Origin of the sequence: Rhodococcus sp. 21391, assembly GCF_016772255.1 — a bacterium.
Classification (GTDB): domain Bacteria; phylum Actinomycetota; class Actinomycetes; order Mycobacteriales; family Mycobacteriaceae; genus Rhodococcus_F; species Rhodococcus_F opacus.
The window spans coordinates 792,288-816,082 of record NZ_CP063781.1 but is presented as its reverse complement, the minus strand read 5'-3'; the positions used below and the strand labels follow the sequence as shown (position 1 = coordinate 816,082).

General features: G+C 68.3%; 26 protein-coding genes. 16 read left to right on the top strand and 10 right to left on the bottom strand.

Annotated features, from left to right (window positions below; translation table 11 throughout):
- Positions 1-442 precede the first annotated feature (442 nt).
- The 6 genes from GO592_RS03795 (at position 443) to GO592_RS03770 (ending at position 6,313) form a co-directional block, all read left to right on the top strand.
- The gene (locus GO592_RS03795; protein ID WP_007301329.1) at positions 443-898 is read left to right on the top strand and encodes an SRPBCC family protein; all 456 of its coding nucleotides are present in this window, start codon (positions 443-445) and stop codon (positions 896-898) included.
- Between the two features lie 34 nt (positions 899-932).
- Positions 933-1,457 (top strand): hypothetical protein, encoded by a 525-nt coding sequence (locus tag GO592_RS03790; RefSeq protein ID WP_007301328.1) that lies wholly within the window; start codon positions 933-935, stop codon positions 1,455-1,457.
- Positions 1,432-2,469, top strand: coding sequence for a DNA polymerase III subunit beta family protein (locus GO592_RS03785; RefSeq protein WP_039953062.1), 1,038 nt, complete (start codon positions 1,432-1,434; stop codon positions 2,467-2,469). The genes GO592_RS03790 and GO592_RS03785 overlap by 26 nt, the downstream gene beginning before the upstream one ends.
- Positions 2,470-2,531: 62 nt before the next feature.
- Positions 2,532-3,245, top strand: coding sequence for a phosphatidylserine decarboxylase (locus GO592_RS03780; RefSeq protein ID WP_007301326.1), 714 nt, complete (start codon positions 2,532-2,534; stop codon positions 3,243-3,245).
- Positions 3,242-4,102, top strand: a complete 861-nt coding sequence (gene pssA / locus GO592_RS03775) for a CDP-diacylglycerol--serine O-phosphatidyltransferase (protein ID WP_007301325.1) — start codon at positions 3,242-3,244, stop codon at positions 4,100-4,102. Before GO592_RS03780 ends, pssA begins: the two co-directional genes overlap by 4 nt.
- Before the next feature lie 27 nt (positions 4,103-4,129).
- A complete protein-coding gene (locus GO592_RS03770) occupies positions 4,130-6,313 on the top strand; it encodes an AAA family ATPase (RefSeq protein ID WP_007301324.1) in 2,184 nt (727 codons plus the stop codon).
- A gap of 39 nt (positions 6,314-6,352) precedes the next feature.
- Here GO592_RS03770 and GO592_RS03765 read toward each other — a convergent pair whose 3' ends face one another.
- Positions 6,353-7,105: an isocitrate lyase/PEP mutase family protein gene (locus GO592_RS03765; RefSeq protein WP_007301323.1), complete on the bottom strand. Its 753-nt coding sequence runs from the start codon at positions 7,103-7,105 to the stop codon at positions 6,353-6,355.
- A gap of 112 nt (positions 7,106-7,217) precedes the next feature.
- Between GO592_RS03765 and GO592_RS03760 the strand changes: the two genes are divergently transcribed.
- Positions 7,218-8,558, top strand: coding sequence for a hypothetical protein (locus tag GO592_RS03760; protein ID WP_007301322.1), 1,341 nt, complete (start codon positions 7,218-7,220; stop codon positions 8,556-8,558).
- Here GO592_RS03760 and GO592_RS03755 read toward each other — a convergent pair.
- Complete coding sequence (locus GO592_RS03755; RefSeq protein WP_050998721.1) at positions 8,555-9,007, bottom strand: NUDIX hydrolase; 453 nt, start codon at positions 9,005-9,007, stop codon at positions 8,555-8,557. The genes GO592_RS03760 and GO592_RS03755 overlap by 4 nt on opposite strands.
- Before the next feature lie 160 nt (positions 9,008-9,167).
- Between GO592_RS03755 and GO592_RS03750 the strand changes: the two genes are divergently transcribed.
- From GO592_RS03750 to mnhG, 6 genes are read left to right on the top strand one after another with little or no spacing between them, the layout of a single operon-like run.
- Positions 9,168-12,002 carry a Na+/H+ antiporter subunit A gene (locus tag GO592_RS03750; protein ID WP_039953061.1) on the top strand — a complete coding sequence of 945 codons (2,835 nt, stop codon included), beginning with the start codon at positions 9,168-9,170 and terminating at the stop codon, positions 12,000-12,002.
- Positions 11,999-12,568, top strand: coding sequence for a Na(+)/H(+) antiporter subunit C (locus GO592_RS03745; RefSeq protein WP_007301319.1), 570 nt, complete (start codon positions 11,999-12,001; stop codon positions 12,566-12,568). The genes GO592_RS03750 and GO592_RS03745 overlap by 4 nt, the downstream gene beginning before the upstream one ends.
- Positions 12,565-14,187 carry a Na+/H+ antiporter subunit D gene (locus tag GO592_RS03740; protein WP_007301318.1) on the top strand — a complete coding sequence of 541 codons (1,623 nt, stop codon included), beginning with the start codon at positions 12,565-12,567 and terminating at the stop codon, positions 14,185-14,187. Before GO592_RS03745 ends, GO592_RS03740 begins: the two co-directional genes overlap by 4 nt.
- Complete coding sequence (locus GO592_RS03735; protein ID WP_007301317.1) at positions 14,184-14,756, top strand: Na+/H+ antiporter subunit E; 573 nt, start codon at positions 14,184-14,186, stop codon at positions 14,754-14,756. The genes GO592_RS03740 and GO592_RS03735 overlap by 4 nt, the downstream gene beginning before the upstream one ends.
- Positions 14,753-15,013 carry a monovalent cation/H+ antiporter complex subunit F gene (locus GO592_RS03730; RefSeq protein WP_005264390.1) on the top strand — a complete coding sequence of 87 codons (261 nt, stop codon included), beginning with the start codon at positions 14,753-14,755 and terminating at the stop codon, positions 15,011-15,013. Before GO592_RS03735 ends, GO592_RS03730 begins: the two co-directional genes overlap by 4 nt.
- Positions 15,010-15,348: a monovalent cation/H(+) antiporter subunit G gene (mnhG, locus tag GO592_RS03725; RefSeq protein ID WP_005264391.1), complete on the top strand. Its 339-nt coding sequence runs from the start codon at positions 15,010-15,012 to the stop codon at positions 15,346-15,348. Before GO592_RS03730 ends, mnhG begins: the two co-directional genes overlap by 4 nt.
- On the opposite strand, the gene GO592_RS03720 is transcribed toward mnhG, so the two are convergent.
- The 5 genes from GO592_RS03720 to GO592_RS03700 form a co-directional block, all read right to left on the bottom strand.
- The gene (locus tag GO592_RS03720) at positions 15,317-16,600 is read right to left on the bottom strand and encodes a phosphatase PAP2 family protein (protein WP_007301316.1); all 1,284 of its coding nucleotides are present in this window, start codon (positions 16,598-16,600) and stop codon (positions 15,317-15,319) included. The genes mnhG and GO592_RS03720 overlap by 32 nt on opposite strands.
- 118 nt (positions 16,601-16,718) lie before the next feature.
- Positions 16,719-17,843 (bottom strand): glutamate--cysteine ligase, encoded by a 1,125-nt coding sequence (locus GO592_RS03715; RefSeq protein WP_007301315.1) that lies wholly within the window; start codon positions 17,841-17,843, stop codon positions 16,719-16,721.
- A gap of 75 nt (positions 17,844-17,918) precedes the next feature.
- The gene (gene sodC / locus GO592_RS03710; protein ID WP_039953060.1) at positions 17,919-18,620 is read right to left on the bottom strand and encodes a superoxide dismutase[Cu-Zn]; all 702 of its coding nucleotides are present in this window, start codon (positions 18,618-18,620) and stop codon (positions 17,919-17,921) included.
- Positions 18,621-18,693: 73 nt separating this feature from the next.
- Positions 18,694-19,245, bottom strand: a complete 552-nt coding sequence (locus GO592_RS03705; protein WP_039953059.1) for a LytR C-terminal domain-containing protein — start codon at positions 19,243-19,245, stop codon at positions 18,694-18,696.
- Positions 19,246-19,269: 24 nt separating this feature from the next.
- Entirely contained in the window at positions 19,270-19,608 is a 339-nt protein-coding gene (locus GO592_RS03700) for a DUF3263 domain-containing protein (protein WP_007301312.1), read from the bottom strand.
- Between the two features lie 178 nt (positions 19,609-19,786).
- Here GO592_RS03700 and GO592_RS03695 point away from each other — a divergent pair, with 178 nt between their 5' ends.
- Genes GO592_RS03695 through GO592_RS03685 form a run of 3 tightly spaced genes read left to right on the top strand, consistent with a single transcriptional unit; the run spans position 19,787 to position 22,170 of the window.
- The gene (locus GO592_RS03695; protein WP_005251736.1) at positions 19,787-20,377 is read left to right on the top strand and encodes a peptide deformylase; all 591 of its coding nucleotides are present in this window, start codon (positions 19,787-19,789) and stop codon (positions 20,375-20,377) included.
- The gene (locus GO592_RS03690) at positions 20,367-21,332 is read left to right on the top strand and encodes an N-acetylglutamate synthase, CG3035 family (RefSeq protein ID WP_005563837.1); all 966 of its coding nucleotides are present in this window, start codon (positions 20,367-20,369) and stop codon (positions 21,330-21,332) included. Before GO592_RS03695 ends, GO592_RS03690 begins: the two co-directional genes overlap by 11 nt.
- Before the next feature lie 34 nt (positions 21,333-21,366).
- Positions 21,367-22,170 (top strand): exodeoxyribonuclease III, encoded by an 804-nt coding sequence (locus GO592_RS03685; RefSeq protein ID WP_007301311.1) that lies wholly within the window; start codon positions 21,367-21,369, stop codon positions 22,168-22,170.
- On the opposite strand, the gene GO592_RS03680 is transcribed toward GO592_RS03685, so the two are convergent.
- From GO592_RS03680 to GO592_RS03670, 3 genes are all read right to left on the bottom strand, one after another.
- Complete coding sequence (locus tag GO592_RS03680; protein ID WP_007301310.1) at positions 22,137-22,814, bottom strand: hypothetical protein; 678 nt, start codon at positions 22,812-22,814, stop codon at positions 22,137-22,139. The two genes, GO592_RS03685 and GO592_RS03680, sit on opposite strands and share 34 nt — an antisense overlap.
- Positions 22,815-22,907: 93 nt before the next feature.
- Positions 22,908-23,270: a GNAT family N-acetyltransferase gene (locus GO592_RS03675; protein WP_005563840.1), complete on the bottom strand. Its 363-nt coding sequence runs from the start codon at positions 23,268-23,270 to the stop codon at positions 22,908-22,910.
- 101 nt (positions 23,271-23,371) lie between these two features.
- Complete coding sequence (locus GO592_RS03670; protein ID WP_007301308.1) at positions 23,372-23,758, bottom strand: GNAT family N-acetyltransferase; 387 nt, start codon at positions 23,756-23,758, stop codon at positions 23,372-23,374.
- Positions 23,759-23,795: the final 37 nt, after the last annotated feature.

The window sequence follows — 23,795 nt, the reverse complement described above, 5'->3', positions numbered from 1 at the left end:
ACGGGATTGCGGGAGCGACGACGGCGTCTACAACCGGCCGCGGAGAGCTTCCTCGATTTCGCGTGGCGTCATCAGACGTTCGAGTTTTTCACTCGGCCACGAGGACGGACGTCCTTGCAATCGGGCTGATTCGAGTAGAGGGAGAGGGCTGCGGTCCCACCGCAGGATCGAATGAACATTCACTACCGATCACTTCCGAACACCGACTCGACAACTTTCCATTTTACGCCATTGCACCGGCGACATTTCGTCGCGCTCTTGACTCATCGCCCATCGTGCCCTTTTGGTTACACGGTTTCGATGAGGCGCGCGGAAGTGCTGGAAAACTGCGGTCGGGACAAGAATTCAGTGACCTACCGCACACCCCTCTGGCGCGAGCGCCTACCATGACGTCTAAGTAATTGTTACCTTACGTACCACCTTCCCTGACTGGAGACAGCCGATGGCAAACACCCTCGAAGCAAGCATCGACATCGACGCGACCCCGCAAGACGTGTGGGCCGTCGTGTCGGATCTGAAGCGGATGGGCGAATGGAGCCCCCAATGCCGCACGATGCGCGTCCTCGGTGGCGTCGTCGAAGAGGGCACCAAAACCGTCAACATCAACCGCAAGGGCTTCCTCGTGTGGCCGACCACGTCGAAGGTCGTGAAGTTCCAGCCGAACAAGACCATCGCGTTCCGGATCCTCGAGAACCGCACCATCTGGTCGTACGAACTCGAGCCGACGGCAGGCGGAACCAAGGTCACCGAGCGCCGCGAAGCCCCGACCGGAACGTCGAAGGTGTCGCAGTTCCTGGTCAAGACCGTCCTCGGCGGCAACGAGGACTTCGAGGTCGACCTCGTCAAGGGCATGAACACCACCCTCGCCCGCATCAAGTCGGCGGCCGAACGCACGTAGTCCGGTTGACCCTCGACCTGGTCGAGGCCTCAGCGTGGTCCGCATGGACACACCGGACGCCGTCATGGCGAGGATCGCGCAGGGACAGGAACTGGCAGTGACGGGTGACCGGGAGGGCGCCCGACGCATCTTCGAGGAGGTGTGGGACGCCCTCGCCGGTCCCGGCGACGCCACACCGGACCCGTTGCACGTCGTCACGCTGGCCCACTACCTGGCGGACGTCCAGACCGACCCCGCCGAGGAGCTGCGCTGGGATCTGCGGGCCCTCGCCGCCGCCGACTCACTGATCGACGACCGAACTCGGCAGCACCACTCCTCGCTCCGGGTCGCGGGGTTCTATCCGTCGCTGCACCTCAACGTGGCGGCCGCTCATCACGCGCTCGGCCAGTCGTCCGAGGCACGCCACCATTTCGATCGGGCCGCGCAGAGCTGCGAACACCTCGCCGAAAACGGATATGGACGGACGATCCGCGGGGCCGTCGAGCGACTCCGCGCAGAACTCGACGCCGACGCTGTCGGACCGCAGGGGCAGAGTGAGCACCGTGCTCAGCATCGGTGAACTCGCCCGGGCGTCCGGTCTGTCGGTCAGCGCGCTGAGGTTCTACGACAAGGCGGGCGTGCTCACCCCGCACGTGGTGGACCCGCGCACGGGCTACCGCTGGTACGCCGACCGGCACGTGGACGCAGCGGTCCTCGTCGCCGCGATGCGCCGGGTGGGGATGCCCGTGAAGGAGATGGCGGCCGTGCTGAGCGGCACGGACGCCCACGGACTTCTCGACCGGCATCTCGGCCGGCTCGAGAAGGGGCTGGACGACGCCCGGCACGAACTGACGAGGATTCACCGCCTGCTCGACGCGCGAGCGGCGCGGGAGTGCACGATCGTCCTCCGCACCACCGACCTCCTCACCGCGTTCTGCTCGGTGCGGTTCGCCGCCGACGCCGACTCGCCGTTCCCGGTGTTGCGCGGCTGCCTCCTGGAAACCGACCACGACGTGCTGCGGCTCGTCACCACCGACCGCTACCGGCTGGCGGTCCGCACGGTGGCCGTCCTCGAACCGCCGGACGAACCGATCTCCGCCGTCGTCCCGTGCACGTTCCTGGACGACGCGGCCGGACTGCTGGGTCGCCACGACACGGTGACCGTCGTCGTCGGCGTCGACAGCATCACCCTCCGCTGCGGCGCCGAGCAGCTCACCACCCGCCTCGTCGACGGCGCGTTCCCCGACCATCGCAGTCTGCCGCACCTCGACCGCGGAATCGAACACACCTTCTCCTCGGCGGACTTGCGCGCACTCCTGGCGGACGCCGGCGACCGGGTGGATCTCGGTGTTCTCGAGTCGGGCGAGATCGTCGTCGGCAGCCCGGCGACGGAGCAGCCCGCGCGCTTCCATGTGCAGGTGAACGCCGGTTTTCTCCTCGAAGCCGTCGATGCGCTGCCGGGTGAGCAGTTGACGTTCCAGGTGGGTGGACCCATCACGCCGCTCGCCATCCGGCCACGATCCGTTCACACATCGGACCCCGCGAGTGCGTACTCTCTCCTGATGCCGTTGCAGCCGGTCGCGCTCACGTAATCTGTGAGTGCGGCGCGATGGCGCGCAGGCAGCACGTCCGTCCGACACAGTTAGAGGAGCCCGTGGCACGCAAGCCCACACCCCCCGGAACCCCGCAACCCACGAGCGTCGGGCATATCGTCGACCTCGTCCGCGGAGCAGTTCCGCCCCTGCATCCGGCCGGGCTGCCCTTCGTCCTCGCGCCACTCGGTGTGGCCGTCCTCGGTCGCAAGCGCAAGTGGGTCCGGCGCGGAGCGCTGACCTCCGCCGCGGCCTGCGCCGCGTTCTTCCGGCATCCGCACCGCGTACCGCCGAACCGTGTCGGCGTCGTGGTCGCGCCCGCCGACGGCGAGGTCGCGCTCGTCGACTCCGCGGTCCCGCCGTCCGAACTCGACATGGGCACCGAGCCGCTCCCCCGGGTCAGCATCTTCCTGTCCGTGCTCGACGTGCACGTCCAGCGCAGTCCTGTCGGCGGTGAGGTCACGAAAGTCGTCCACCGGCCGGGCCAGTTCCTCTCCGCCGACCTCGCCGACGCCAGCGAGGTCAACGAACGCAACAGCATGCTGCTGCACACCCCGGAGGGCCACGACGTCGCCGTCGTGCAGATCGCCGGTCTGCTCGCCCGCCGAATCGTCTGCGACGCCAAGGTCGGCGATACCCTCCCGATCGGTGACACGTACGGCCTGATCCGGTTCGGCTCCCGCGTCGACACGTACTTCCCGGTGGGCACCACGCTGTTCGCCGAGCGAGGGCAACGGACGATCGGTGCCGAGACCGTCATCGCTCAACTGCCGTGATCGCCAACGCGAAGCGACAGCGGAGGGGTCGACCCCAGCAGGCGGTCCGGCTCCTGCCGAGCGTGGTCACGATCCTCGCGCTGTGCGCGGGGCTGTCCGCGGTCAAGTTCGCGCTCGACGGCGACCTCGGAACGGCGTTGGCCATGATCGGTGCGGCCGCGGTCCTCGACTCGCTCGACGGCCGGATCGCACGGATGCTCGACGCCACCAGCAAGATGGGCGCGGAGCTGGATTCGCTTGCCGATTCCATCTCGTTCGGCGTCGCACCGGCCCTCGTCCTCTACGTCACGCTGCTGGACGGCCAGAGTTTCGGCTGGATCATCGCCCTGATCTACGCGGTGAGCATCGTGCTGCGGCTGGCCCGGTTCAACACGCTCCTCGACGAGGACGACATGCCGGGCTACGCCAACGAGTACTTCACGGGGGTCCCGGCGCCCGCGGGTGCGCTGGTCGCGCTGACCCCGCTGGCTGCTGCGGCGCAGTGGGGCGACGGCTGGTGGTCGTCGTATCCCGTCGTCGTGGCGTGGACCGTGATCTCCGCGGCGCTGATCGTCAGCCGGATCCCCACGCTGGCGCTGAAGACGGTGTCGGTGCCGCCGCACATGGCCGCCGGTCTGCTCGTCCTCGTGGCGCTCGCGGCGGCGGCTCTGGTCACCTACCCGTACATCCTGCTGATCGCGCTCGTCGCGGTGTACCTCGGGCACATTCCGTTCGCGGTCCATTCGAAGCGGTGGGTGGCCGCGCGACCCGAGACGTGGGACATCAAGCCCTCCGAGCGGCGGGCCATCCGGCGTCAGCCGGACGCCCGCGGCAGGCGATCCGCCGCACGGCTCGGACTGCGCCGGCCGGCCCGATAGTTCGCTCCCGCACGTAGGCTCGACGACGTGACCTCACCGGAACTCGCGCTCACAGTCCGACTGAACACCTCGGCCGCCGACACCCGGCGCGGTGTGGTCCGGCTGCATCCGGAAGCATTGGCCGCGCTCGGCCTCCGCGAGTGGGACGCTATCGCCCTCGTCGGCGCGCGCCGCACCGCCGCGGTGGCAGGTCGCGCGCCGTCCGGAACGCCCACCGGGACTGTGCTCCTCGACGACGTGACCCTGTCCAACGCCGGGCTGACCGAGAACAGCACGGTCGTCGTGACACCGGTGACGGTGTACGGCGGGAAGACGGTGACGGTCAGCGGCTCGAACCTGGCCGTCAACTCCGTCTCCGACGTCACGCTGCGTCACGCCCTGCTCGGCAAGGTCCTCACCGTCGGCGACACGGTGTCGCTGCTCCCCCGCGATCTGGGCCCCGGAACCAGCACCGCCCCCGCCACGCAGGCACTGTCCCGGACGTTCGGGGTCGCGTGGACATCCGAATTGCTCACCGTCACCGGGGTCGACCCGGCCGGTGGTCCGGTGAGCGTGCAGCCCAACACCGCGGTCGGATGGGGCGAGGGTGTGCGCGCGACGGTGTCCGCGGCTCCGTCCCGGTTGCCCGCGCCGCCTGTCCGGCCCGCCGAGGAAGTTCCCCCGGTCCCGGTCGAGGACCTGGTCGGTTCCCACACCCAGGCAGCCAAACTCACCGAATGGCTCGGACTGGCGCTCGACGAACCCGAACTGCTCCGCAAACTCGGGGCCTCACCGCATCTGGGCGTCCTGGTGACCGGGCCCGCCGGCGTCGGGAAGGCGACGCTCGCCCGAGCGGTGCTCGCCTCCCGCCGAGTCGTCGAACTCGACGGGCCGAGTGCCGGCGCGCTGGAAGCCGACTCACGGTTGCAGCGGGTCACCTCGGCTGTCGACGCGATCCGCAGCGGCGGCGTCCTGCTGATCACCGACATCGATGCCCTGCTGCCCGCCACGCCGGAGCCGGTGTCGGCGCTGATCGTCGAACAGCTCCGCCGCGCGGTCGACACCGTCGGGGTCGCGTTCGTCGCGACGTCGGCGCACCCGGAGTCGGTCGACGCCAGGTTGCGCGGACAGGACCTGTGCGACCGCGAACTCACCCTGACCCTGCCCGACGGCTCCACCCGCCGGGCGCTGCTGGAACTGCTTCTGCGGAAGGTCCCCACCGACGGCATCGCCCTCGACGCGATCGCGGCCCGCACACCGGGATTCGTCGTCGCCGACCTCGCCGCGCTGTGCCGGGAAGCAGCCCTGCGTGCCGCCTCACGCGCGGCCAGGAAACCCGTCGACCCGGCGCTCACCCAGGACGACCTGCTCGGCGCGCTCGACGTGATCCGCCCGCTGTCGCGGTCGGGCAGCGAGGAACTCGCGATCGGCAGTGTCACCCTCGACGACGTCGGGGACATGGTGGAGACCAAGCAGGCGCTCACCGAGGCGGTGCTGTGGCCGTTGCAGCACCCGGATTCGTTTGCCCGGCTGGGGGTCGATCCCCCGCGCGGCGTACTGCTGTACGGCCCGCCCGGTTGCGGCAAGACCTATCTCGTTCGGGCGCTGGCAAGTTCGGGACATCTGAGCGTGCACGCCGTCAAGGGCGCCGAACTGATGGACAAGTGGGTGGGTGCGTCCGAGAAGGCGGTCCGCGAACTGTTCCAGCGGGCGCGGGATTCGGCCCCGTCGCTGATCTTCCTCGACGAGGTGGATGCCCTCGCGCCGCGCCGCGGTCAGAGTTCCGACTCGGGGGTGTCCGATCGGGTGGTGGCGTCACTGCTCACCGAACTCGACGGCGTCGAACCGCTGCGCGACGTGGTGGTCGTCGGCGCCACCAACCGGCCCGACCTCATCGACCCGGCGTTGCTGCGGCCCGGCCGCCTGGAGCGGTTGGTGTTCGTGCCGCCGCCGGACGGTGCTGCCCGCCGCGCGATCCTGCGGACGTCCGGGAAGTCGGTGCCGCTCGCCGCCGACGTCGACCTCGACGCCCTGGCGGACGACCTCGACGGCTACTCGGCCGCCGACTGCTCGGCGCTGCTGCGGGAAGCCGCGCTGGCCGCCATGCGCCGGAACATCGACGCGGCCGACGTCTCCGCCGCCGACGTGGCGGAGGCACGCGAAAAGGTGCGCCCCTCACTCGATCCCGAGCAAGTGGCGCACCTCGAATCCTATGCGCTGACGCGCCCGTGAGTACTTGTTAACCGCCCGCGGTTAACAAGTACTCACGGGTCAGGACCAGCGGCCGAGCAGCGTGGCCGCGTGTGCGGCGAGGGCGGCCTGGAAGAACGGGCCGAAGCTCACCCGCGCGACGCCGAGCGGCCCGAAGCTCGCCGGATCGTCCTGATCGGGCAGACCGATGGCGTTGACGGGCAGCGGCAGCTCCGACGTGAGCCGCTTTTGGGTGGCGTCGTCGTGACGGCCCACGGGGTACAGCACGTCGGCGCCGGCCTCTGCGGCGAGCTTCAGCCGAGTGATCGCGCGGTCGACACGGTCGGACTCGTCGCCCACCTGCTTGACGAACAGGTCGGTGCGCGCGTTCACGACCACGTGGACCCCGGCAGCGTCGGCCGCCTGCCGCAAACCTCCGACGAAGTCGGCGTGCTCCTGCGGTTCGCGGAGACGCCCGCCCTCGCTGTGGACCGTGTCCTCGATGTTCAGGCCGACGGCTCCCACGCCGATCAGACCTTCGATCAGGCGGGCGGGCTCGAGCCCGTATCCCGATTCGATGTCGACCGACAGCGGCAGATCCACCGCTGCGGTGATCTGCGAGATGCGGTGCAGCAGCTCGTCGAACGTGATCCCCTCGTTGTCGGGCTTGCCGATCGAGTCGGATACCGGGTGGCTTCCGACTGTCAGCGCCTGAAAGCCAGCGGACACAGCCAGATTCGCGGACCAGGCATCCCACACGGTGGGCAGGATGACGGGGTTGCCGGGCTGGTGCAGTCCCAGCAGGGTGGTGGCCTTCTCGTTGATCGACGTCATAGGTGGGCTCCTCGCCTCGGTGGTATTCGATCGGAGTCGTTCTCGGGCACGCCTTCGGTGCCAACGCCGGGTTCGCCATTTCCATTCCTACCCGCTCGAGTACCGTGAGCGAATGGACTTCCGGGAACCCCTGTCGGCCGCGGCTGCTCTCGCGTCCGGTGCACTGGCCGGTTTCGTCCTCACCAATCCCCGCAACCGGGCCTGGACGATCAACGCGTCCGACCGGGAGATCGACCGGTGGCTCAGCAGCCAGCCGACGGGTGTGGTGGTGGCTCTCGTTCTCGCCGTCATCGCGGTCGCCGGTCTGCAACGGTCCGGCTCCCGGCGGGTGTCGTGGCTCCTGGCGGCGGCGTGCGCGCTCGCCCTGATCGGTGCGCGCTGGGTCGTGCCGGACGTCCGCGGGGTCGACACGCTGATTGCCCTGCACTTCGCGAAGACCGCGACTGCCGGGTTCCTGCTGGGCGCGGCGGTCGCCGCGGTGTGGGGTCGCTGGGTTTCGCAGCTGGCGTCGACTCTCGGTGTGGCGAGCGCGTTCCTCCTCGCGAGTGTGCAGCGACTACCGCGCGGCGACACCGCGTATGTCGAGCCCGCGAGTATGAGCACCTCCGCGATCGGCGAACCCCCGCAGTGGCTGCTGATCGGAGTTCTCGTGCTCGCGCTCGCATCGGCGGTGGTGGCGCGGTCGCAGTTCCGGGTGCAGCGTCCCGACCGGAAGACCCTGCTGACCGCGCTGGTCGGCGCCTTGGCTCTCGCCCTGCTCAACCGGTTGCTCGGGGCATGGATCGACGATCAGGAATTCGGCGAACCCCTGACGGTCTGGCTGATCGTCGCGTTCTCGCTCGCCGTGATTCTGACGGTCACGGTGCTGATCGCACGCCGGATCCCGGGGATCGACGGACGCTTCCTGCTCGCCGCGACCGGTGTCACCGCCGCGGCCGTGCTCGTCCTCGACGACCTCCGGACTCCGCCGGTGACGACGCCCGCGGCGGCATTGCTGGCGGTGGGCGTCGTCGCGCTTGCCGCGGGCATCGCGGTGGCGGTCAGGGTCCCGCCGAAGTGGCGGCGCCCGCAGTGGGGACTGAGCCTGGCCGCCGTCGTTCCGCTGCTCGCCGCAATCTGGCCCGACTTCGGCGACGACGGCGTCGCGTTGTTGATCCGGCTGGCCGTGCTGGGCTGCGGCACGGGTTTCGCGCTCGCCGCCGCTCTGCCGGGGTCGGCGCCCGTCGCGGTGCTCGGTTTCGCATTGCCGTTCGCGTCGCTGGTGTTCGTGGCGGCGACCACCGTTCCCCGCAGCCGGGTGGTCTACCCGGGCTCGAGCAGCGAACACCGTCTGCCGTCGTCGCCTGCCTCGACCGCCGCGTCCGACCATCTCGTCGGCTTCGTGATGCTGCTCGTCGTCGCGTTCTGCGTCTACTCGGTCCACGAGCGGCGCAGTACCCCGGAAGGCAGCTAGTCGAGGAGGCCGAGCGACTGCAGCCGACGGAACACGAGCATCGAACCGGGCGCGACGTCGGGCATGGCCGCGTATTCGTCGACGGTGAAGTACCGCAGTTCGGCGATCTCGCTCGCCGGCCGCGGCTCGGCGCTCAGTTCGGCGAGGAAGCAGGTCATGTGCAGGTCGGTGCCCTCGGGGTGTCCGTACGCGGGCGCCTCGAAGACCCCCAAATGTTCGAGCGTCCCGTCGACGATTCCGGCGTCGAGTTCCTCCCGGACCTCGCGGTGCAGAGCCTGTTCGGCGTTCTCGCCCGGATCGATCTTTCCACCTGCCATGTAGAACGCGGTCTTCCCCACCGATCGGGTCTGGAGGAGTTTCCGGTCGCGGATGTGGGCGAGCGCGGCGGTTCGGATCTCGGCAGGCACCGTCACAAGATAGAACAGTCCGGCCGGCCGCCCATAACACATTCCGCCCCATTAGTCCGATTTGCCGCGATTGTGAGTCCGAATAACCGACCCAGTAGGATGTACCCCGTAGCCCAGTTCGCTAGCTAAGCGAACGGTCTACACGACTCGGTTCGTTTCGTTCCGACACCCCGCCGCCCGCTGACCCCCGACGGAGTGCCTTTTGCTTGCTGTTCTGCTCGCCCATGCCGTTGCCGCCGTTCTGGCTCCGCTTGTGGTGCGCAAGTTCGGCCGCAATGGTTTCTACCCTCTCTCCCTCGTCCCGCTGGCGTCGCTCGGATGGGTGATCGCGAACTGGGGCACGGAGCAGACCGTGTCCATCGAGTGGGCTCCGGGCCTGTCGATGGACCTCGACTTCTGGTTCGATCCGCTCGCCGCGATCATGTCGGTGCTCGTGCTGGGCATCGGCACGCTCATCCTGGTCTACTGCGCGCGCTACTTCACCGACGACGAACCCCGCCTCGGCATCTTCGCCGCCGAGATGGTGGCCTTCGCCGGGGCCATGTTCGGCCTCGTCGCCAGCGACAACATGTTGCTGCTGTACATATTCTGGGAACTGACGACGGTCCTGTCCTTCCTGCTGGTCGGGCATTACGCCGAACGCGCGTCGAGTCGCCGGGCGGCGACGCAGGCGCTGCTCGTCACCACCGCGGGTGGTCTGGCCATGCTGGTCGGCATCATCATCCTCGGCCAGGTGAGTGGCACGTACAACCTGTCCGAACTGATCGAGATCGCACCTCGCGGCTGGCTCGCCGGTGTCGCCATCGTGCTTGTCCTGATCGGTGCCCTGTCGAAATCCGCGATCGTGCCGCTGCATTTCTGGCTGCCCGGAGCGATGGCCGCCCCGACCCCGGTCAGCGGCTACCTACACGCCGCGGCCATGGTGAAGGCCGGCATCTATCTCGTCGCCAGACTGTCGCCCGGTTTCGCCGACTCGGCGCCCTGGCGGTTCACGATCATCACGCTCGGTCTGCTGACGATGGTCCTCGCCGGGTGGCGGGCGATGCGTGCCTTCGACCTCAAACTGGTGCTCGCGTTCGGCACCGTCAGCCAGCTCGGTTTCATGATGGTCCTCGTCGGCCTCGGCACCCGCGACGCCGCGCTCGCCGGCATGACGATGGTCGTCGCCCACGCGATGTTCAAGGCCGCGCTGTTCATGGTGGTCGGGATCATCGACCACACGACGGGCACCCGCGACATCCGCAAACTTGCGCACCTCGGTGACCGTGCTCCCGCTCTGATGGTCGTCGCCGCGCTGGCCGCGGCGAGCATGGCCGGGCTTCCCCCGTTCCTCGGGTTCATCGGAAAAGAAGCCGCATTCGACTCCCTGTTGAGCACGACCGTCCTCGCCGACCCGGCGCGGATCGTCACCGTCGGCGTCGTGGTGTTCGGTTCGATCCTGACGCTCGCCTACAGCGTGCGGTTCATGTGGGGCGCCTTCGGTCGCAAGCGGCTCGCGCGGCCGAGCCCGGCCGTGCAGGGCATGCACGCACCGGGACCGTTGTTTATCGCCGCGCCCGCCGTTCTGTCCGTACTGAGCCTGGCGGCGGGACTCGTGGCGCCGCAGCTCGAGAAGCTTCTGACGCCGTACTCGCAGACCCTGCCCGCCGAGGGCGTCTCCGACTACCACCTCGCACTGTGGCACGGCGTGAACACCGCCCTGCTGCTCACCCTGCTGGTGTTCGCCGTCGGCACCGCGCTCTTCGTGGCGCAGCGCTGGGTCAACCGGTTGCGGTTCGAGCATCCGCCGCTCGGCAACGCCGACCGCATCTACGACGCGACGCTGCGCGGCATGGACGCCTTGTCGATGCGGCTGACCGGCGCCACCCAGCGCGGTTCGCTCCCGCTGACCCAGGCGACCATCCTCGGCACCCTCGTGGTGGTGCCGCTGGTGCTGCTCGTCGTCGGCACGAATACGGGCGCCGACGTCCGGTTGTGGGATTCGCCGGTGCAGTTCGTGATCGGGCTGATGATGGTCGCGGCCGCGCTCGCCGCGACGGTGATGCGCAACCGTCTGGCCAGCGTGATCCTCGTCGGTCTCAGCGGCTACGGCTGCGGTGTGCTGTTCGCCCTCCACGGCGCCCCCGACCTCGCACTCACCCAGTTCCTGGTCGAGACGCTGACCCTCGTCATCTTCGTGCTCGTGTTCCGGAAACTGCCCGCCGAGGTCGACGAGCGACGGGCCATCGGATTCAAGATTCCGCGGGCGCTGCTGGCGGTCGCGGTCGGTGCCACCATCACCACGATCGGCGCGTACGCCATCAATGCGCGGAACTCGGTGCCGATCTACGAGCGACTCCCCGACGCCGCGTACTACCTCGGCAACGGCAAGAACGTCGTCAACGTCCTGCTCGTCGACATCCGTGCCTGGGACACGCTCGGCGAGATCTCGGTGCTGCTGGTGGCGGCCACGGGTGTCGCGAGCCTGGTGTTCCGCAACCGCCGCTTCGGCAGCGCCCCCCGAGTGTCCGACGCCCCCGCGGTCACCGCCGATTCGTCGGCGTCGCATTCCGAGACCACGTGGCTGCTCGGCGGCGATCTCATCGATCCGAAACACCGGTCCCTGGTCCTCGAGGTGACGACCCGGCTGATCTTCCCGACCATCATGGTGTTGTCGGTCTACTTCTTCTTCGCCGGCCACAACGCACCCGGCGGCGGGTTCGCCGGCGGCCTCACGGCCGGTCTCGCGCTGGTCCTGCGATACCTCGCGGGCGGACGGTACGAACTCGGCGAAACCGTCCCGATCGACGCGGGCAAGATCCTGGGCCTCGGGCTCACCCTTGCCGCGGGCACCGCGCTGGCGTCGCTGTTCCTCGGCGCCCCGGCACTCTCCTCCGCGGTGTTCGAGGTGACGCTGCCACTGGTCGGCCACGTCAAGATGGTCACCGCCCTGTTCTTCGACCTGGGTGTGTATCTCATCGTGGTCGGGCTCGTACTCGACGTGCTCCGCAGTCTCGGCGCACGTCTCGACGCACAGATCGAGGTGAACCAGCGATGAGCGCGAACATCGGATTTCTCGTCATCATCGGCGTCCTGGTGTCGGCCGGCGTCTACCTGCTCATCGAACGCAGCATCACCCGCATGCTGCTGGGACTGCTGCTGTTCGGCAACGGCATCAATCTCCTGATCCTCACGTCCGGGGGTACGGACGGCAATCCGCCCATCGTCGGCCGCGAGTCCATTCACGAGTCGATGGCCGACCCGCTGGCTCAGGCGATGATCCTGACGGCGATCGTCATCACGATGGGCATCGCCGGCTTCGTGCTCGCGCTCGCGTACCGGTCGTTCAAGATCACCACGCAGGACGCCGTCGAGAACGACCCCGAGGACACCAAGGTCCTGCGGCGCCGGTCGCCCGCCGAGGCTCCCGACCGCGACCGCTCCGACGACCCGGTCACCGGCGAGCCGAGTTTCAGCGGCGACGCATTCGACAAGGACGGAAACCCTATTCCCCTGGAAGAGCTGAAGAACCTCGAAGACCTCGAATGCTACGAAGACCTGCACGAGGGTGACTTCGACGACGAAGAGGACTCCGACAAGGCCGGGATCGGGGAGAAGTCGTGACCATTTCCCCGCACATCATCACGGCCCTCGCGCCGCTGCCCGTCCTCGTCCCGATGCTCGCCGCCGCGGCCACGCTGGTGCTCGGCCGGCGTCCGCGGGCCCAGCGGATCATCACGCTCGTCGCGTTGATCGGTGTCCTCGTCGTGTCCGGACTGCTGCTGTTCCTCGCCGACCGCGACGGGACGACGGCCATCCAGGTGGGTGGCTGGGATTCGCCGATCGGCATCACGCTGGTGGTCGACCGGCTGTCCGCGATGATGCTGGTGGTCTCGTCGATCGTGCTGCTCGCCGTCATGGCGTACGCCGTGGGTCAGGGCATCCGCGACGGCGGTGAGGACCAGCCCGTCTCGATCTTCCTGCCGACGTATCTGGCGCTGACGGCGGGCATCTCCAACGCGTTCCTGGCGGGCGACCTGTTCAATCTGTACGTCGGCTTCGAGGTGCTCCTCGCCGCCAGCTTCGTGCTGCTGACGCTCGGTGCGAGCGCAGACCGTGTCCGTGCGGGTGTGTCGTACGTGATGGTGTCGATGGTGTCGTCGCTGATCTTCCTGGCGGGTATCGCGTTCGCCTACGCGGCCACCGGAACCCTCAACCTCGCCGACATGGCCACCCGCCTCGACGGCATCCCGTCCGGCACGCGCACCGCCATCTTCGGTGTGCTGCTCGTGGCGTTCGGCATCAAGGCGGCGGTGTTCCCGCTGTCGACATGGCTGCCCGACTCCTACCCCACCGCGCCCGCCCCCGTCACCGCCGTGTTCGCCGGCCTGCTCACCAAGGTGGGTGTGTACGCGATCATCCGCGCGCACACGCTGCTCTTCCCGGAGGGCGAACTCGACAACGTGCTGATGGTGTGCGGCCTCCTGACGATGCTCGTCGGCATCCTCGGTGCGATCGCGCAGAGCGACATCAAACGACTACTGTCCTTCACCCTGGTCAGCCACATCGGGTACATGGTGTTCGGTGTCGCGCTGTCCACCCAGTCGGGGCTGTCGGGGGCCATCTACTACGTGGCACACCACATTCTGGTGCAGACCACACTGTTCCTGGTGGTCGGTCTGATCGAACGCCAGGCCGGGTCGTCGTCGTTGCGACGTCTCGGCGGGCTCGCCGCGGCGAGCCCCGTCCTGGCCATCGTGTTCCTGGTTCCGGCCCTCAACCTCGGTGGCATTCCCCCGTTCTCCGGGTTCATCGGCAAGGTCGCGCTGCTGCAGGCCGGCTCAGCGGATGCGAGCGTGCTGGCGTGGATCCTCGTCGCGGGCGGCACCCTCACCAGCCTTCTCACGCTGTACGTCGTCGCCCGTGTGTGGACCAAGGCGTTCTGGCGGGCCCGCGCCGACGCCCCCGAGGGTGACCTCGCGGACGTCAGCCCGTCGGCGCTGCTCGACGAGTCCGAGGCCGACATCTCGTTCGACGACCGCGCCGACGTGGGCCGTATCCCCGCGATGATGCTCATCCCCACCGTCGCCCTCGTCGCCGTAGGGCTGGCGATGACGGTGTTCGCCGGCCAGATCATCCAGATCAGTGATCGCGCGGCGAGCGATCTGCAGAACCGGTCCATCTACATCGACGCCGTCCTCGGCGGGCACCCCGGCGGCGAAGCGCAGGAGGCACCGCGATGAAACGCGAGAGACTTCTCCAGTTCGGCGCGCTGCTGTGGCTGATGGCAGTGTGGATCCTGTTGTGGGGCAACGTCAGCTGGGCCAACATCCTCGGCGGGCTCGCCGTCGGCGCGCTCATCATGGTGCTCATGCCCCTGCCCCGGGTGCCCGTGGAAGGCCGGGTGCACGTCCTGCCGCTGCTCCGGCTGGCGGTGATATTCGTGTACTACTCGCTCCAGTCGAGCCTCCAGATCGCGTGGCTCGCACTCCGGCCCGGGCCGCCGCCCGTCACCGGGGTCCTGCGCTACCAGCTGGGAATCAAGTCGGACCTCGTCCTGACGCTGTGCATCGACGTACTGAACCTGATTCCGGGCACCATGGTCCTCGAGATCGACCAGGTGCGGCGGATCGTCTACGTGCACGTCCTGGACATGGGATCGCAGAAGGCGGTCAGCCAGTTCTACCGCACGGTCGCGCAATTGGAGCGGTTGTTCATCGAGGCGTTCGAACGCGACTCCGACTGGAAACCGAGCCCCTGGCACAACCGCGACCTGCAATACGACGACCCCACTCAGGAGGGCAGCTCATGACAGTCGTCTCGGTCATATCCGGAATCGTCCTGGTCGTCGCCGGGGTTCTGACGACGTTCCGGCTGCTCGACGGGCCCAACTCGCTGGATCGCCTCGTCGCCCTCGACACCCTGATCGCGCTCGCGATGTGCGGGCTCGCCGTGTGGGCCGCGTACACCGGCGACACGACGATCGTGCCCGCCATCGTCGCGCTGTCGTTGGTGGGGTTCATCGGTTCGGTGTCGGTGGCCCGGTTCCGGGTGAGTGACAAGTCGTGACCACCGTGCTGAACGTCATCGGGGCCACGCTCATGCTGTGCGGCTCGCTGCTCGCGCTGACGGCCGCCATCGCCATCGTCCGATTCCCGGACACCCTGCGCCGCATGCACGCCGCCACCAAACCGCAGGTGGTCGGTCTCATCATGGTTCTCGCGGGCGCCGTCCTCGAACTGCGTGGCAACGTCGACATCTGGATGCTGATCCTCGTCGGCATCTTCACCCTGTTCACCGCGCCGGTCATCGCGCACAGCGTCGGCCGGGTGGCGTACCGGGAGCAGCGAGATCAGGACGGGCTGTTGATGATCAACGAGTTGGAGCCGCCAGAACGTCCATGACCGCTGCCTTGGCGCCGCTGCCCCACCGTGCGAGTGCGGTGTCGGGCCGGGCGAAGAACGTCGCGTAGAACACGAGGCTCATCGCGGCGAGGGCACCGAGGACTAGTGGTCCGGACACCTCGGGGAATCGGCCCATCGGCACCGCGAGGTAGCGGTAGCTGAGCAGCAGTCCGGCCAGCACCAGCGCGCCGCCTCCGACGAGGCGGAGCCGGAACCAGCCCCATCCCCGTTCCGGGTCGCGCAACGCGGATTCGATGGTCAGGCACAGGACGGCTCCGGCGACCAGGTCGACGCCGTAGTGGTAGCCGAACCCGAGGGTCGCCGTCAGCGTGCACACCAGCCAGAACGTGCCACCGAGCCGCAGCCACCAGGCGCCGTGCCGGGAGTGGATGAACAGGGCGAGAGCCCACGCCGTGTGCAGGCTCGGCATGCAGTTGCGGGGGGTCGCCGAATCGAACGACATCGGTTCGGGCGCGAAGTCGGGTGTCGGGACGAGGTTGGGCCAGTAGTCGCTGACCTGGAACCCCTGCCCCTCGGTGCCGAACGCGAAGATCGGACCGACCACCGGGAACAGCACGTAGAAGACGGGACCGATGAGACCGATCAACAGGAACGTGCGGACCAGGTAGTGCGACGGCCAGCCGTTCCGCAGTTGGTAGACGGCCACCGCGATGGCCGCGACTGGCAGTTCGATGTAGACCCAGTGGAGGATGCCGTAGCCGACGGGTCCGAGGGCGTCGACGAACTGCCCCAGGTGCCACGAGGGGCTGCCCAGCGCGTGATCGGCCAGTTGCGCGTATTCGTCGAGGATCATCGGCCCGGCCATGATCGTGACCTGCAGCCAGGCGTCGCCGAATTTGGTCGCGAGAATCAGCAGCGCACCAAGTCCGACACCCCTGAGGGCGCTGCGCCGCTGGTCGCCCGTCCATCGGACCGCCGCATACACGCCCACGGCCGTGAGTACCCAGGTCGCGCCGTTTCCGACGGTCAGCGGGCCACCGGACAGATAGCGCACCGCGGCGACCACGACATCGATACCGGCCGCGGCCGACAGTGCCACGACGCGCTGGCGATTGGTGAGCCCGACCATCGCGATCGCGAGGCCGGCCCACGGGACGGACGCCGACTTGGGGGTCAGGACATAGTCGTGGAACAGGCTTTCGAGGGGGCCTTGGAAACCCTGCGTGGACGCGACCAATTGGACGACCACCAGCAGGATCGCCACCCCGAGCGCCCCGCCTGCCGCGAACATGCGGGATCGATCGACGGGCCCACCCGGCCGTACAACGGCAACATCGTCGATCGACACCTGCCAAGTGTAAACAACACGTGAACGGGAAGTGGACGAGTGTCCTGCCCGAGACCGTCTTTCAGGTCCCGAGCTCTTTCACCAGCGCATCGACCACGGCCACCAGGTCACCGCCGGTCGCCTCCGCGACCTGACGTTGCCGCTGGTAGGAAGCGCCACGACGGGGAATCTCGGCCACGGCGGCCAGTTCGTCCGCGCAGCCGAGACGCACAGCGGTCGGGGCCAGCTTCTCGAGCAGGTCGTTCAGGTCGTCGGTGACGAGGCGCTCGTTGCTGTCCTCGTCGAGAATGATCTCGGCGTCGAGCCCGTACCGCGCGGCCCGCCACTTGTTCTCCTTCACGTGCCACGGCTGCAGGTTGGGCAGATTCTCACCTGCCTCGAAACGCCGGTCCAGGTCGACGATCAGGCAGTGCACGAGCGCGACGAGCGAACTGAGTTCGGCGCGGGTGGAGATGCCGTCGAAGACGCGGACCTCGATGGTGCCCCACCGTGGCGCCGGCCGGATGTCCCAGTGCATCCCACCGATCTTGGTGATCACACCGGTCTTCATCTGGTCGCTGATGAAATCCTCGTACTGCCCCCAGTTCGCGAACTGGTACGGCAGCCCCGCGGTGGGGAGCTGCTGGAACATCAGCGCACGATTACTCGCGTACCCCGTGTTGACGCCGGCCCACATCGGTGAGGACGCGGACAGCGCGAGCAGATGCGGGTACCGCTGCAGCAGCGCATTGAGGATCGGGAACACCTTCTGCGGCGAGGACACACCGACGTGGACGTGCACACCCCAGATGAGCATCTGACGGCCCCACCACTGGGTGCGTTCGATCAGCTCGTCGTAATCCGGTGTGCGCGTGACCAATTGGGTCGACCACTGCGCGAACGGGTGCGTTCCCGCGCAGATGAGATCGACGCCGAGCGGGTTCGCCGCCCGCCGCAACAGGTCGAGCGACTCGTCGAGGTCGTCCATTGCCTCACCGACGGTGGAGTGGATACCGGTGACGAGTTCGACGGTGTTGCGCAGTAACTCCTTGGTGATCCGCGGATCCTCGGGACCGGCGAGATTCGCTACCGCGTCGAATACCTCCGCGGCCGTGTTGGAGAGATCCCGCGTGACCCTGTCGACCAGCGCGATCTCCCACTCGACGCCCAGAGTCGGCCGCGGCGAACCGGGAAAGGGAACTACCACGGTTTCGATCCAACCACAAGCCGCAGTGCGCGGCAGCGCACCGGCATCCCGGCCGAAGCCGGGATGTCACGCGACTCAGCTGGCGCCGATGACACCGCAGGCCACCCGGGAACCCGCGTCCCCGGTGTTCAGGGTTTCCTGATCGGGGGCGGGTGCGTAACGGGTGGGGATGTTGGCGAAATTGTCGGAACCCGAGTGGATCATGACCGCGGTGCCGCTGTCGCCGTTCTTCAGGTCCTCGACCGTGAAGGCGTCGGTGGTGGTGACCAACTCGGCCGTGCCGTCGGCCAGAACCTGCAGCGAGGTGAGGTCACCGCTCGCGGGGTGCCCCGAGTGGCCCGCGGCCTGGAAGTGCCCGCCGGCGGACAGGAAGTTTCCGGGCGCACCCCCGGTCGGTGCCACGGAGTTCGTCTCACACTTGCCGACGGAGTGCACGTGGAAACCGTGGAAGCCAGGCGTCTGATCCTTGACGGAAACGGTGACCTCGACGTGGCTGCCTGCCTGCTTGAACGTGGCGGTGCCCACGTCTTCGCCCTCGGCGTTCTTCAGCGTCGCGCTGACCGCGCCGCTCTCCGCGGACTCACCGGAACCGCTCTCGGCGTCACCGGGAACGCCTGCAGCACTGGGATCGGCGGCGCCGGTCCAGACGGGAGGAGTGGTGCCGGGAACGTCGGTCGGCTCCTCGTTGTTACTGCAGGCGGTCAGTCCGAGTGCTGCAATGGCCACCACCGGGGTGACAATGCGCCAGGACATCCGACGGGTAGAACTCGAGGCCATCAAACCGCTCCTTTGAGGTGGCGAAGAAGTGCATCTGATCATAACCGCGGCGATGGTGCACCGACCGTCCGGTCTACTGCGCGGACGTGACGATGACGATCACACCGGCGGACGAATTGGCGATACCCGGGAACCGCGGCTGGGCCGACACCCCGAGTTGCGCGGCGATCTCCGTCGCCGCTTCCTTCTCGGCGGCGGAAGTCCCGTAGTACACAGTGGTTTCGGAGATGGTGCCGTCGCTGTAGTTGCCGGTTTCCGACACCGTCCACCCCGAGGACATCAGTTCGGTGGCCGTCTGGCTCGCGAGACCGGTGACATTGCTGTTGTTGAGCACCCGCACCGGGACCGACGCCGCGTCGGCGGACTTCGAGGTACTCGAGGCACCGGACGTGGTGCTCGCCGCGGGCGTCGAGGTGGTGCCCGCCGCTCCCGCAGCCGTCGTCGGACGCACGGCGGCCGTGGTCGTGGCAGCCGCCGTGGTGGTGACGGTGGCGGCGGTCTCCTCCGAGTCCGAACCTCCGAGGGAGGCGAACCCGAGACCCGCGAACAGAATCGCGAGGGCGATCAGCACCATCGCGAGGGCACGTAACGGCGGGCCGGACGATTCGGGTTTCGGAGTACTCACGATGTCGACCTTAGCGACCGGGTGCTACGTGACGTCGAACCCGAGGCGGCGGGCGGCGCGGGCCTTCTGCCTGCTCGCGCGCAGCCGTCGCAGGCGCTTCACGAGCATCGGGTCGGCTGCGAGTGCCTCCGGCCGGTCCACCAGTGCGTTGAGAACCTGGTAGTACCTGGTGGCGGACATGTCGAACAGCTCTTTGATCGCTTCTTCCTTCGCGCCGGCGTACTTCCACCATTGGCGCTCGAAGGACAGGATGTCGTGCTCCCGACGCGAGAGGCCGTCGTCACCGACGTCCTTGCCCCCTGCCGAGTTGTCGCCGTCGGTGCGCTCGGACTGGTTCCGACTACGCGCTGTTGCGCCGTCCATCTCACTCCTCGACTACTAGCTCTCGCTCGACCTCAGCGAAACCACGTTCCCCCGGCTCCTCGATCGCGTGGCCGACCGAGCAACGAATTACACCGCTGTTCTTCAGCGACTATTCAACCATGACGAACGCCGCGGGCAGTGCGAACGGCTCGGGCGCGCCGCACTATCCTTGACGACCATGGCCATCCTCCCCATCCGGATCGTGGGCGACCCGGTATTGCACGAACCGACCGAGGCAGTGTCCCAGTCACCTGCGGAACTCGCTGAGATCATCGCCGACATGTACGACACGATGGACGCCGCCAACGGCGTCGGGCTCGCCGCCAACCAGGTCGGCCTGCCGCTGCGGTTGTTCGTCTACGACTGCCCGGACGTCGACGGGAACGGCACGGCACTCCGCCGCCGGGGTTGCGTCGTCAACCCGGTCCTCGAAACATCGGAACGACCCGAAACCATGCCGGATCCGGACGACGACGTCGAGGGCTGCCTGTCGGTGCCGGGCGAGCAGTTCCCCACCGGACGGGCCGAGTGGGCGAAGGTCACCGGCACCGACGCCGACGGCAACGCCGTCGAGATCGAGGGACACGGCTTCTTCGCACGCATGCTGCAGCACGAGGTCGGTCACCTCGACGGCTTCCTCTACGTCGACATGCTGGTGGGCCGCAACGCACGCGCCGCCAAGAAGACCATCAAGCGTGCCGGCTGGGGCGTTCCCGGCCTCAGCTGGGTGCCGGGAACGGTCGAAGACCCCTTCGGGCATGACGACTGACATTCCGCTCGGAAGCCGGGTGGTGCTGCGATATCAGCTGCCACCCGGCCACAGCCATCCGATGACCGACGTCATAGGGGTGCTGGAGAGCGTCGAACCGGCGGTGGTCGTCCGCGCCGCGGACGGCTCCGTGGTCGAGGTGGATCCGGAGCGGGTGATCGCGCTGAAGGCCGTCCCCGCGCGACCGGTGCGCGCGAGCGAGATCCGGTCCCTCGAACTGGCCTCGGCCGACGGCTGGCCGGGCGTCGAGCACGCGTGGATCGACGGGTGGCTCGCCCGGTACGGTCACGGCTTCACCGGACGCGCCAACTCGGCGGCCCCGCTCGGCGACCGTGGGTCGGTCGGCAGCCTGGAGGACGCCTCCCCGGGCGGCACGCTCGACCGTCTGCGCGAGTGGTACGCCGAGCGCGACCGCCCGCTGCGGTTGCTGATTCCCGACCGGCTGGGCGAGGTACCGCTCGGCTGGAACGTCAGCGACGAAGTGGTCGTGATGGCAGCCGACATCGACAACCTGGCGTTGCCCGAGGGCCCACGCACCACCACGGTCACCGATCACCCCGATCCGGACTGGCTCGCCCTCTATCGCTACCGCGGGTCCGCGCTCCCCGACTTCGCGGTCGACGTGCTGGATTCGGTCCGCGGCGGCACTCTCGGGTTCGGCCGGATCGGCGCCGCCGACTCGACGCTGCTGGCCGTCGCCCGCGGATCCGTCACGTCCGCGCCCGACGACCGCCGGTGGGTCGGGCTCACCGCGGTCGAGGTCGCGGAGGCTCACCGCCGCCACGGAATCGGCAGCCTCATCTGCGGCGACATGATCAACTGGGGACGCGAACACGGCGCGACCCACGCGTGTCTGCAGGTCGCCGTCGAGAACGAGGGCGCCCAGGCGATGTACCGCAACCTCGGCTTCGTGGCCCACCACCGGTACCGCTACGCCACCGAACCTGTCGGCTGACGACCTGTCGGAGAGTGCCGCTAGGGTGGCTGCCGTGCGCATCGCAACCTGGAACGTGAACTCTGTTCGTGCCCGTACCGACCGGATCCTGGACTGGCTCCAGCGGTCCGACGTCGACGTGCTGGCGATGCAGGAAACCAAGTGCAAGGACGAGCAGTTCCCGTACGAGCGTTTCCGCGAACTGGGCTACGAGGTCGCGCACGTGGGCCTCAGCCAGTGGAACGGCGTCGCGATCGCGTCCCGCGTGGGTCTCGACGACGTGCAGGTCGGGTTCGAGGATCAGCCCGGTTTCCACAAGGACCCGGAGGTCGCGCCCGCGCAGGAAGCCCGCGCTATCGGCGCCACGTGCAACGGCGTCCGCATCTGGAGCCTGTACGTCCCCAACGGCCGTGAGCTGGCCGATCCGCACTACACGTACAAGCTCGACTGGCTGGCGAAGTTGCACACCGACGCGGTCGGGTGGCTGGGGCAGAACCCGGACGCGCAGATCGCATTGGTCGGCGACTGGAACGTGGCCCCCACCGACGAGGACGTCTGGGATCCGGCGCTGTTCGAGGGCAAGACGCACACGTCCGTCCCCGAGCGTGAGGCCTTCCAGGCATTCGTCGAATCCGGATTCGCCGACGTCGTCCGGCCGCACACCCCCGGCCCCGGCGTCTACACCTACTGGGATTACACCCAGTTGCGGTTCCCGAAGAAGCAGGGAATGCGCATCGACTTCGTGCTGGGATCGCCTGCCCTCGCCGGCCGTGTCGACAAGGCCGAGATCGACCGCAACGAACGCAAGGGCAAGGGCGCCAGCGATCATGCGCCGGTCATCGTCGACCTCGGCGACTGAGAACGCAGCACACCGAGGGCCACGACCGCGCACCCGAACCCGATGAGCACACCGTGCCCGATGCGCAATGGGGCGTCGACGTAGAACTGCGGGATGAACAGTGCGAACCCCACCGCCATCGGGATCCCCGCCCAGCCCGCGAGCAGCCGGGATCGGGCGATCGCCACGGCGGCCGCCGACGCGCCGACCGCGACGAGTAGCAGTCCTGCGGCGAACAGCGTCGCCTGCGCCGCCCCCATCCGCACGCTCTCGGCGAGGGTCGTGACGGCCCCCTCGTCCAGGCCGCTGCCGCCCAGGGCGTGCAGCGCGAACGTTTCGGCACCGTAGTAGGGCAGCGTCAGCCCTGTCCCGATCCACGACGCCGCCACTGCGACCACCGCCGCTCGTTCGCCACCCGTCCCATTCAGCGGTCCGCTGAGCGCGACGAGCGCAAGCCCGAACGCGATGAACCCGCCGACGGCGGCGAGGTGAGCGACGAGCCACCACGGTGAGGCGAACTCGGCCTGTCCGTCCGGCGCCCCACCTGCCGCGTAGGGACGCACCACGGGGTAGACGACGAACAGGACACCGGCGAGGGCGAACAGCGCCGCGGCGCAGATCCGTGCGACCCCGGTACGACTCTCGATCCGATCTGACACGGCCATGACAACTCCTTCGAATGTGAGCACCGCTCTCTATACAGAGCAGTATTCACAGCGGAGTCGCAGATGGCAAGAGCAGTGCTCTCGAAAGTAGGGCTACTCGGCAACCAGAACGTCGAGATGCTCCGGATGCAGCGCCAGGTAGCGCTGGACATACGTGCAGATGGGGCGCACCTTCCAGCCACGCCGACGCGCCGAGCTCAACGCCTCGCCCACGAGGATTGCGGCCAGCCCTTGCCCACCGAACTCTTCCTTGACGACCGTGTGCATGAACGCGACCACCTCGCCCGGCTTCGCGGTGAATCCGGGAATGTCGTCCTCGTCCCGATAGCCGAGGATGCCGACCAACTCGTCCCCGAGCCACAGATCGAATCGTTCGTGGGCAGGGTTGTCGAGCACGCGAGCCTCAGCGGCCGTGATGTTCCCGGACGACCCGGAACTATTCGAAGTGTGATCCATGCCACTCATAGAATCAGCAAGGCGGCATCCTCGCGAGCAGACTCGCCGCCCCCGGCACCGTCTCGTTGCCGACGAGTGCCCGATTCGTGCCCCGACCGTCGTCAGCCCTCCACCGGGACGACGAGATCGCGGTACTCGGGGTGCGCCGAGACGAAGCGCTGCACGTACGTGCACACGGGCCGGACCTTCCAGCCGTAACCGCGGGCGAGGTCGAGGGAGCGACCCACCATGAGGGCGGCGAGTCCGCGGTGGCCGAAGTCCTCCACGATCACCGTGTGCATGAACGAGACCACCGGCGCCTGCCGCCCCCGACCCTTCGGACCCGGCGGCCGGGCGGCCACCACCCCCACGCCGGCACCGGCGCCGGGCGGCGCGTCTGCAAGGTCGAAATACCCGAGGATGCCGACCAGGTCACCACTCAGGCGTAGCTCGAATCGGTTCTGATCGGCGTTGTCGATCACGTCCACAACCTGCGCGTCTGTCAGCATGGCTATCTCCTGGGGGGTGTGTCGTAATCGAAATGTG